The organism is Phenylobacterium sp. 58.2.17, assembly GCF_026411515.1.
In the GTDB taxonomy this organism is placed as follows: Bacteria; Pseudomonadota; Alphaproteobacteria; order Caulobacterales; family Caulobacteraceae; genus Phenylobacterium.
On record NZ_JAPMTQ010000082.1, the window covers coordinates 1 to 7,432 of the forward strand.

General features: G+C 70.9%; 9 protein-coding genes. 5 read left to right on the top strand and 4 right to left on the bottom strand.

What is annotated here, in order from left to right:
- Positions 1-206: 206 nt before the first annotated feature.
- The gene (locus tag OUA97_RS22785; RefSeq protein ID WP_267234378.1) at positions 207-845 is read left to right on the top strand and encodes a TetR/AcrR family transcriptional regulator; all 639 of its coding nucleotides are present in this window, start codon (positions 207-209) and stop codon (positions 843-845) included.
- On the opposite strand, the gene OUA97_RS22790 is transcribed toward OUA97_RS22785, so the two are convergent.
- Entirely contained in the window at positions 846-2,180 is a 1,335-nt protein-coding gene (locus tag OUA97_RS22790; RefSeq protein WP_267234379.1) for a GAF domain-containing protein, read from the bottom strand.
- Positions 2,177-2,650 carry a hypothetical protein gene (locus OUA97_RS22795; RefSeq protein WP_267234380.1) on the bottom strand — a complete coding sequence of 158 codons (474 nt, stop codon included), beginning with the start codon at positions 2,648-2,650 and terminating at the stop codon, positions 2,177-2,179. Before OUA97_RS22795 ends, OUA97_RS22790 begins: the two co-directional genes overlap by 4 nt.
- 155 nt (positions 2,651-2,805) lie before the next feature.
- On the opposite strand from OUA97_RS22795, the gene OUA97_RS22800 reads away from it, so the two are divergent.
- Both OUA97_RS22800 and OUA97_RS22805 read left to right on the top strand, forming a co-directional pair.
- Positions 2,806-3,501, top strand: a complete 696-nt coding sequence (locus OUA97_RS22800) for a hypothetical protein (RefSeq protein WP_267234381.1) — start codon at positions 2,806-2,808, stop codon at positions 3,499-3,501.
- A gap of 74 nt (positions 3,502-3,575) precedes the next feature.
- Positions 3,576-4,439: a dienelactone hydrolase family protein gene (locus OUA97_RS22805; RefSeq protein WP_267234382.1), complete on the top strand. Its 864-nt coding sequence runs from the start codon at positions 3,576-3,578 to the stop codon at positions 4,437-4,439.
- 44 nt (positions 4,440-4,483) lie between these two features.
- On the opposite strand, the gene fghA is transcribed toward OUA97_RS22805, so the two are convergent.
- Positions 4,484-5,317, bottom strand: a complete 834-nt coding sequence (gene fghA, locus OUA97_RS22810; RefSeq protein WP_267234386.1) for an S-formylglutathione hydrolase — start codon at positions 5,315-5,317, stop codon at positions 4,484-4,486.
- A 100-nt stretch (positions 5,318-5,417) separates the two neighbouring features.
- Between fghA and OUA97_RS22815 the strand changes: the two genes are divergently transcribed.
- Positions 5,418-5,939: a GNAT family N-acetyltransferase gene (locus OUA97_RS22815; RefSeq protein ID WP_267234383.1), complete on the top strand. Its 522-nt coding sequence runs from the start codon at positions 5,418-5,420 to the stop codon at positions 5,937-5,939.
- A gap of 7 nt (positions 5,940-5,946) precedes the next feature.
- On the opposite strand, the gene OUA97_RS22820 is transcribed toward OUA97_RS22815, so the two are convergent.
- On the bottom strand, positions 5,947-6,534 hold the full coding sequence (locus OUA97_RS22820; protein WP_267234384.1) for a GNAT family N-acetyltransferase: 588 nt from the start codon (positions 6,532-6,534) through the stop codon (positions 5,947-5,949).
- A gap of 127 nt (positions 6,535-6,661) precedes the next feature.
- Here OUA97_RS22820 and OUA97_RS22825 point away from each other — a divergent pair, with 127 nt between their 5' ends.
- Entirely contained in the window at positions 6,662-7,249 is a 588-nt protein-coding gene (locus tag OUA97_RS22825) for a beta/gamma crystallin-related protein (protein WP_267234385.1), read from the top strand.
- Positions 7,250-7,432: the final 183 nt, after the last annotated feature.

The following is a 7,432-nucleotide window of genomic DNA, read 5'->3' on the forward strand; positions in this document are numbered from 1 at the left end:
GGGGGGGGGGGGGGGGGGGGGGGGGGGGGGGGGGGGGGGGGGGGGGGGGGGGGGGCCGCCCCCCCCCCACTCCGGCATGCACGAGGCGTGGTCTCACAAAACGCCTGATACGCACCGGTGTCTCCAACAATCAATCAGTGATAGATGATCAGTGATCGATAATGTGGGATTGTCAAGCGAGGACGGCTTATGACAGGCATGCAGGAATGAATGCGCCGCGCTCACGTTCGCCCCGCAAGGCGAAGGGCCAGGGGGCCGAACGCCGCGAGGAAATCCTCGCCGCGGCGCTCAGCCTGTTCACTGAATTCGGGATCTACGCGGTCTCGACGCGCCAGATCGCCCAGGCGGTGGGCATCTCCCAGCCGACGCTCTATGCCTACTTCCCGACCAAGGACGACATCGGCCACGAGCTGCAGGACCGCGCCTTCGCGCTGCTGGCCGAGAAGCTCGCCGGCGGCCGCGGTCCGCTCGTCGACCTCGACGGCGTCGTCCAGATGCTGCGCATCTATGTCGATTTCGGGCTCGAAAACCCGGACATGTACCGCATCGCCTTCATGTCCGAGGGCCAGCACGTGCGCAAACTGCGGCACGAGCCGAAGGACGTGGCCACGGCGCCGGCGGTGCAGGCGACCTACGGCGTGCTGCGGGGCGAACTGGCCAAGCTGCAGGCGCTGGGCCTGACCGTCGATCTCGACATCGAGACCCTGACCCAGTGCGCCTGGTCGGCGATGCATGGGTTGGTCTCGCTGCTGATCGCCAAGCCGGGCTTCCCGTGGGCCGAGCGCGAGCACCTGATCGCAAGCCAGCTTCGTCTCATTGCGCGGGGCATTTGGCGGGCCGGCTGATCAGGTCGCGGAAGGCGCAGACTCCAGCCGCGGGACCCCGTCGAGCTCCAGGCGGATCTGACCGCGCCCGGGGCGCGCCAGCCGGATCGGCGCGCCCTTCTCCTCCAGCCGCCGTCGCAGCAGGATCAGCCGGGTCTCCAGATTGTCTTTCAGCCCGGGCAGGCGGAGCGAGGCCTCCAGCCGGATCTCGCGGTTGGTGAAGTCGCGCCGGCCGGTCTGCGCGAACACGGTCAGGAAGTGGAACAGCAGCCGGCCGGGCACGCCCTTGATCAGGTAGGAGTCGTCCAGGAACAGGCTGTCGTCATGGGCGAAGTACTTCACCCGGATGTCGCCGCCGGCGCGGGCCGGCTCGCTCCTGGCCGCAGCGGCCTCGGCGTCTCGGGCCTCGAGTTCGGCCAGGCGCAGGCTGGCCGCCAACTGGCCGCCGATCAGCATCAGCGCCTCCTCGTCCTCCGGTCCGAACCAGAAGCGCTCGGACGACTCGGCGAAGAGCACGCCCTGGACCTTGCCGCGGCTGACCATCGGCGCGGCCAGCTGGCTCTGCGGTTCGTCCAGGCCGGGCAGGGCGATCAGGCGCTCGGCGTCGAGCGTCGAGGTCGCCCGGACCGCCGCGGCCATGCGCCGGCCGCGGCTCATGTCGCTCAGCCGCACCGCCTGGCCGCTGGCCGCGGCGATGCCGATGGCGCCGTCGCCCAGCAATACCTCGGACCCGGCGCCGCGGTGGGCGTAGCCGCAGCTGGCCAAGGTGGTCAGCCGGCCGCCGTCGTCGTCGAGCATCAGCAGCATGGCGTTGGCGAAGCCGAAGAGGCTTTCCAGTCCGTGGATCGCCGCGTCGATCATCAACTCGGCGTCCGACTGCGCGGCGATCGCCGCAGCGACCTTGGCGGCCAGGGCCAGCCGGTCCTGTGCGGGCGGCGCAGGCATGTCGGCCGGCGGCGGGCCGGGGATCGCCCGGCACTCATTGACCCGATAGAGCTCGGCGCTGCGCAGCACCATCGCCTCGCCGACGCCGTGCTGCGAGCTGATGGCGGTCAACTGCGCGGACATCTTGGCGAACACTGCGCCCTCGGTCAGCGAGGCCCGGTGCTCGACATCGAGCGCGAACTGCTCGCCCGTCCGCCCGCTGACCAGCAGCACGTGCGCCCGGCCGGTCGCCGCGACATTGGCGGCGGTCTTGGAAAAGAACTGGTTCGACAGCGCCACATGCTCGTCGTCCACCAGATAGACCTGGGACAGGTAGGAGACGTTCGGCAGGCCGTCGGCGTCCAGGGTGGCGATGATCGACGGGATCACGCCTTCGAAACAGTCGCGGATGCTGGCCAGCGGCGTCTTCATGCGCCGCGGTCCGGCAGGCGCTCGCCTGCGTGCGGGCCGGGGGTCTGGCGGAAGGCCATGGTCGGCGCCAAGCGCAGGGTCATGAGGTCGCGGCCCCCGAGCCAATGGGCCATCTGCTGGGGTTGAACGCCCAGCGCAGTCAGCGATTGCGAGACCTCGGCCACGTAGCGGTCGACGGCGGCGATGTCGCGGGCGTCAGCCGGCATGATGGAGATCAGCTCGCCCTTCAGCTGGAACGTTCGATAGGTGTCGGGCTGGACGAAAGTGAAGGCCAGCAGCGCGCCCGGCGCCAGGCCGCCCAGCGCCTCGCTCCATTGGGCGGCGGGGGTGAAGATGTCCAAGGTCGCGCCGTCGGCGGCCGGGCGCGCGCCCAGCGCCCGCCCCAGCGCCGGCAGGCCGGCGGCGCTCCTGGCCGCGAACACCATCATCACCGGCTCGCGCAACAGAGCCGTCAGTTCCGCATCGATCACACCTGTTCCCCTGGCCGGGAAGCTAGCTCGATAGCGTTGTTTTAGGAACGGCGTTCGGCGCTTAGGAACCATTTAGGATGAGGCGCCCGCAGGTCGGGCGTAGGAGCGCGCCAACAGCCATCCGCCCTTCCGGGGGCCTCGCCGCGAGACGCTCCATGACCAGCACCGACCTCCTCGCCCTTTCGGCCGCGCGCCGCTGGGATATCTACGGCCCCGTCCACAAGGGACTGCGCCGCGCGCACGGCGCGATGGCCGCGCGGCTGGGCTCGGCGGATTACGCCGCCGACCTGCGCCCGCTGCTCGCCGACCTGCGCGCCCACCTGGAAATCGCCGGCCAGCACCTGGCCCACGAAGAAGACCACATCCACGCCGCGCTCGCCGCCCGCGCGCCGGACGCCGTCGCGACCCTGCAGGACCAGCACGAGCATCACCGCGCCCGCTTCGCGGCGTTGCAGGCCGCGATCGCCCGCGTCGAGCACGGGGCGGCCGCCGACCGGCCGGGACTGGGCCGCGTCCTCTATCTGGAGTTCAGCGCCTTCGTCGCCGAGGACCTCCTGCACATGCTGCACGAGGAGACGACGACCTGGCCGCTGCTCTGCGCCTTGTTCAGCGACGAGGAACTGATGACGATCGAACAGGCGATCGTCGCCTCGTTGTCGCCGGACGAGACCATCGCGACGATGCGGATGATGCTGCCGGCGATGAACCCGGAGGAGCGTACGGGCCTGCTCACCGGCATGAAGGCCGGAGCCCCGCCGCAGGCCTACGCCGCGGTGATCGAGCACGCCGCGCGACCGACCCTGCCGCGGGCGGAGTTCGCCGAACTGGAGCGCCTGGGCTTGGCGGCCTGAGGCCGAGCTTCCCTCTCCGACACATCCGCGCAACAAATGCTGCGCTCCATGGGCTGGAAGAGGGAGGTGACGCCATGTGCGACGACGATATCCACCAGGGCCTGATTGAGGACCCGACCGTTTCGCGCCGGACGTTCGGCCTGATGACCGTGGCGGCGGCCGGCCTGACCGCCGCCAGCGCTCACGCCGCCGCGCCGGTCGTCGAGAAGGACGTCGAGATCAAGACCCCCGACGGGCTCGCCGATGCGGCGCTCTACTATCCGGAGGGCAAGGGCGCATGGCCCGCCGTGCTGCTGTGGCCCGACGTGCTCAGCCTGCGGCCGGTGTTCCGCGAGATGGGCAAGCGTCTGGCGGCCTCGGGCTATGTGGTGCTGGTCCCGAACCTCTACTACCGGGTCAAGAAGGCGCCGGTGATCGAGGGCGCGTTCAACTTCGCCAGCCCGGACGACCGGGCCAAACTGGCCCCGCTGCGCACCAGCGTGACGCCGGACGGGACCGACCGCGACGCGGTCGCCTATCTCGCCTTCCTCGACGCCCAGCCCCAGACCGACCGGAAGAAGAAGGTCGGGACCCAGGGCTACTGCATGGGCGGCCCGCTCGCCTTCCGCACCGCCGGCGCGGTTCCGAACCGCGTCGGCGCGGTGGCCAGCTTCCATGGCGGCGGGCTTTTCACCGACGACCCGACCAGTCCGCACCTGCTGCTGCCGAAGACCCACGCGGAGTACATGGTCCTGGTCGCCGACAATGACGACAAGCAGGATCCGGCCGCGAAGGAAAAGCTCAAGGCCGCGCTCGACGCCGCCAAGTTGAAGAGCCGGGTCGAGGTCTATGCCGGCGCCGCGCACGGGTGGACGGTGAAGGGCAGTCCTGTCTACGCCGAGGCGGCCGCCGAAAAGGCCTGGGCCGAACTGCTCGACCTCTACAAGCGCGCGCTCTAGCGCCATGCGGCCGGCGGCGCGTCCGCCGGCCGCTTCCGCCGGCCTCAGAGTCGGGCGGCGTGCCAGGCGATGTGGTCGCCGATGAAGCTGGTGATGAAGAAATAGGAGTGGTCGTAGCCTTCCTGCATGCGCAGGGTCAGGGCCGCGCCGCCCTCGACAGCCGCCGCCTGCAGCAATTCGGGCTTGAGCTGTTCGACCAGGAAGCTGTCGGCGCCGCCCTGGTCGACCAGGATCTCGCGGCCGCGCGCCTGGCCGGCGGCGATCAGCAGGGCGCTGTCGTGCGCGGCCCAGGCCGCTTCGTCCTCGCCCAGATAGGCGCCCAGCGCTTTGCGGCCCCATGGGCAGCGGGTCGGCGAGGCGATTGGCGCAAAGGCCGACACCGTCCTGAAGAGCTGCGGATGACGCAGCGCCAGGGTGAGCGCCCCGTGGCCGCCCATCGAGTGGCCGAAGATCCCGCGCCGTCCGCCGTCTAGCGGAAAGGCGCCTTCCGCCGCCGCGATCAGGTCGGCGGCGACATAGCTCTCCATGCGAAAGTGCGGCGCCCACGGCGCCTGCACGGCGTCGACATAGAAGCCCGCGCCCTGGCCGAGGTCATAGGCCGGGTCGTCGGCGACCCCTTCGCCGCGCGGGCTGGTGTCGGGCGCGACGATCGCGACGCCGGCCTTGGCCGCGTACGCATAGGCGCCGGCCTTGGTCGTGAAGTTGTCCTCCGTGCAGGTCAGCCCCGACAGCCAGACCAGATAGGGGACGGGCCCCTGGGCCTCGCCCGGCATGAACACCGAAAACCGCATCGGCGTGCCGGTCGCCGCGCTCTGATGGCGGACATAGCTCAGCGTCCCGCCATGGACCTTGTGCTGTTGAAGGATCTCTACGCTCATCTCGACCTCGCCCGTGACGCCTGGCCGTTCCATAGCCGCCAAGGCCGGCCGAGGACAGACGTCGTGCCGCCGCCACAGTCCCGGTGTATGAGGTCGCGCCATGACTTCGCTCCCTACGCTCCGCCCCCTGACGGACGCCGACATGCCGGCCGTCGCCGCCCTGCAGCTCGTCGCCTTCGCGCCGCTGTTCCATGAGCCGCAGGAGATCCTGGCCAGCCGCCTGACCGTGGCGCCGAACCTGTGTTGGGGCGCCTTCGACGGCGACGACCTGCTCGCCTACATCCTCAGCCATCCGTGGCCGGCGGCCAGCCCGCCGCCGATCGGCGTGACGTTGAGCGCGCCGCCGCCCAGCGATAACTGGTTCGTCCATGACCTGGCCATCGGGCCAGCCGCCCGCGGCCTGGGCCTCGGGCGCGCCCTGGTCGGATCGGCGTCGACGGCCGCCCGGCGCGAGGGCCTGACCCGCGGCGACCTGGTCGCGGTCCAGGACGCCTGGCGATTCTGGGAAAAGCTCGGCTACGCGGTTCAGGACGACCTGCCGCCGCCGCTGCGCGACAAGGTCGCCGGCTATGGCGAGGACGCCCGCTACATGACTGCCGACATCGCCGCGCTGAACGTCTAGCGGTCGGCTAGATCAGCGGCACGTGGCTCGCGGAGTCCCGCGGCGCCAGGCCCAGCAGCCGCGGATCGTCGGCGATCTCCACCTGACGGCGGAACGGGGTGAAGCCCGAGCGGACATAGAAGGCCAGCGCCCCCGGGTGGTCGAGGCTGCAGGTGTGCACCCAGAAACGCTTGATCGGCGCGGCCCAGGCCCGTTGCACGGCGCGGTTCATCATCCAGCGCCCCGCACCGCCGCCGACCAGCCCGGGCGACACGCCGAAAAAGGTCAGCTCGCACTCGCCCTCGGTCCGGAAATCGAGCTCCAGGATGCCGACGCCCTCCGGGGCCTCCAGCCGATAGACCTCGACGCCGTCGGCGCCGATCGTGGCGGCCAGTTCGGCGTCGGGCATGAGCAGCCGCGAGAACCACAGCCAGTCGCGACCGACAGCGGAATAGAGGTCGCGGTACTCGGCGACGCCGGGCTGCTCCAGGCGCCGCAGCGTCCAGCTGGCGCCGTCGGCCTCGGCCCGCGACGGCGGCGGCGCATGCATTTCCAGCGAGGTGACGATGGTGGCGATCTTGCCCGGCGCCACATCGTGATACCCGTCCGCCAGCATCGATCGCTCCTTCTTTGAACCGGCCGGACCAAGGCCCGGGGTCCACCTGCTTGTCAACGCACGCTGCGCGGGAACTACAGCCGCGCTTGTCCATTAGAGTCGGCGACGGGCGATTTGGGAGGACGGCATGCTGTCACGGATCATTCTGGCGTCGGCCGCCCTGCTGGCCTTGGCGGCGCCGGCCGGGGCCCAGGACCGCATGGCCCCCAACGCCCAGCTGTTTTCGGCGCCAAACTACCAGGGGCGGAGCCTGACCGTGGTGCGCGACATGTCGACCATCCCGGCCACTTGGTCTGCACGCAGCATCCGCATGGGTGGCGGCAGCTCCTGGGAGGTCTGCGAGCTGCCCAACTTCCGCGGCCGCTGCACGGTGCTCAGCGGCTCCAGCGTCAACCTTCAGGCTCAGATCGGGGTCAGCGGCGTGCGCTCGATCCGCGTGGCCTCCGGCGCGCCCACGCCGCTGCCGCAGCCGGTTCCCGGCGGTGGCGGCGGTCGCTCGCTGAAGGGCATGGCGGCAGAGTTCTTCCCGGCGCCGGAGTATCGCGGCCGCCGGATCGACGCCTGCGACCGCGAGGGCGGCAGCGCCGCCTGCGTCGCCCGCGAATCCGACAATTTCTGCAAGTCGGTTGGCTACGTCAGGTCCAAGAACGGCGCGGCCCAGACGGTCGGCGGCCGGATCTATCTCGCCGACGTCCTCTGCACGCGGTGGAACTGATGCGTATCGTTTTGTCACTGGTCGGTCTGGGTCTAGCAGGCGTGGTCATGTCCGCTTGTGCGACTGCGCCGCCCCCCCCCTACACCGGGGGGGGGGGGGGGGGCCCGGGGGGGCCCGCCGCCTGGCGGGGTGCTCCCCGCGGCCGCCCCCCAGCCCACCCCCCGCCGGCGAGCGCCCCACGGC

Coding starts and splice junctions, on each gene's coding strand:
- OUA97_RS22815 (WP_267234383.1), top strand. CDS start 5,418: ATGACTTCGCTCCCTACGCTCCGCCCCCTGACGGACGCCGACATGCCG.
- OUA97_RS22800 (WP_267234381.1), top strand. CDS start 2,806: ATGACCAGCACCGACCTCCTCGCCCTTTCGGCCGCGCGCCGCTGGGAT.
- OUA97_RS22790 (WP_267234379.1), bottom strand. CDS start 2,180: ATGAAGACGCCGCTGGCCAGCATCCGCGACTGTTTCGAAGGCGTGATC.
- OUA97_RS22785 (WP_267234378.1), top strand. CDS start 207: ATGAATGCGCCGCGCTCACGTTCGCCCCGCAAGGCGAAGGGCCAGGGG.
- fghA (WP_267234386.1), bottom strand. CDS start 5,317: ATGAGCGTAGAGATCCTTCAACAGCACAAGGTCCATGGCGGGACGCTG.
- OUA97_RS22825 (WP_267234385.1), top strand. CDS start 6,662: ATGCTGTCACGGATCATTCTGGCGTCGGCCGCCCTGCTGGCCTTGGCG.
- OUA97_RS22805 (WP_267234382.1), top strand. CDS start 3,576: ATGTGCGACGACGATATCCACCAGGGCCTGATTGAGGACCCGACCGTT.
- OUA97_RS22820 (WP_267234384.1), bottom strand. CDS start 6,534: ATGCTGGCGGACGGGTATCACGATGTGGCGCCGGGCAAGATCGCCACC.